Origin of the sequence: Pseudofrankia coriaricola (assembly GCF_001854805.1) — a bacterium.
In the GTDB taxonomy this organism is placed as follows: Bacteria; Actinomycetota; Actinomycetes; order Frankiales; family Frankiaceae; genus Pseudofrankia.
In genome coordinates this window covers 1-1,454 of the sequence record NZ_MBLO01000195.1, presented here as the reverse complement: position 1 = coordinate 1,454, position 1,454 = coordinate 1, and the positions used below count along the sequence as shown (strand labels likewise).

1 protein-coding gene is annotated in these 1,454 nt (G+C 61.3%); it reads right to left on the bottom strand.

All coding sequences use genetic code 11. From position 1 onward, the window contains the following. Positions 1 to 62 precede the first annotated feature (62 nt). Positions 63 to 1,346 (bottom strand): IS256 family transposase, encoded by a 1,284-nt coding sequence (locus BCD48_RS21975; RefSeq protein ID WP_071050285.1) that lies wholly within the window; start codon positions 1,344 to 1,346, stop codon positions 63 to 65. Between the last annotated feature and the right edge of the window lie 108 nt (positions 1,347 to 1,454).

The following is a 1,454-nucleotide window of genomic DNA, read 5'->3' as shown; positions in this document are numbered from 1 at the left end:
CGCGAGCCTGTCACGATTTTCGTGTAAGCCAGAGATGAACACCAGCCTACAAGTTCACATTATCAGAATGGCAAGCGTCCCGGGAAGAGGTTGACCAGCGAGTTGAGCGCGATTTTCCAGCCGTGGGTCCCGGTCCCGGACTCGCCGCCCCGGTGGCTCGATATGTTCCGGAGTCCCAGGTAGAGTAGCTTCATCGCCGCGTCACGGTCCGGGAAATGGCCTCGATTCTTCGTGATTTTCCGGAGTTGGAAGTTCATCGACTCGATGGCGTTGGTCGTGTAGACGATTTTCCGGAGCTCCGGCGGGTAGTCCAGAAAAGGAATGAACTCCGCCCACGCGTGACGCCATACGTCGACGGCGCCGGGGTACTGGGTCCCGAAGTTCTTGTCGAAGGCGGCCAGGCCGAGTTCGGCGGCTTCGAGAGTAGGCGCGGTGTAGATCTCCTTCATGGCCCTGACGACGGCTTTCCGATCGTTGTAGGAGACGAAACGCATCGCGTTGCGGATCACGTGGACAACGCACGTCTGCACCACGGTCTCGGGAAAGACCGCGACGACGGCCTCGGGCAGGCCGGTGAGCCCGTCGCAGCACACGATCAGGATGTCGCGCACACCGCGGTTGCGCAGATCGGCCAGGACCTTCTGCCAGAACTTCGCCCCCTCGGTGTCCTGGATCCAGCAGCCCAGCGCGTGCTTGCGCCCGTCGACGTCGACACCCACGGCCAGGTAGGCGACCTTGGTCGTGACCACACCGTTGTCCTTGACCCGGATCCGCAGACCATCCACGTACAGGATCGGGTAGACCTCGTCGAGTGGCCGGGACTGCCACGCCTTGATTTCGTCGACCACCACCTCGGTGACATTCGAGATCAGTTCCCGGGATGCATGGACGCCGTAGACCTCGCCCAGGTGCGCCTCGATGTCGCGCGTCGTCATTCCCCGCGAGTACAACGACAGGATCGTGTCGTCGAGGTTCCCTATCCGACGGGCATGCTTCGGTACGATCATCGGCTCGAACGAGCCGTTCCGGTCACGCGGCACCTCAATGTCGACCGGCCCGTTACGCGTCGACACCGTCTTCGTGGACCTCCCGTTACGGGAGTTCCCCGTGCCGTGTCCGGCCGGATCGCCGACCTCGTACCCGAGATGGTCCGTCATCTCGACCTGCAGGGCACGCTCCAGGACGGCCTTCGTCATCTGGTTCAACAAACCATCAACCCCATCGACCGGCGTTCCGGTCGCTTTCGCATCCTTCAACAACGCGTCAATCGTTTCCGGAGAAAAAGCCTCCGCAACCCTCCGCACCGCCGCCTCGTCATTTGTCCGAGGCGTAACGATCTGTGTCATTCGGTGTCCATTTCTGACCTACCCGATCAAGGTAAATCAATCCTGGTCCACCTCTGGCTTACACAGTCGTCATGGCTCTGGCGCATATTCGGTGGTGACGTTCAGTGA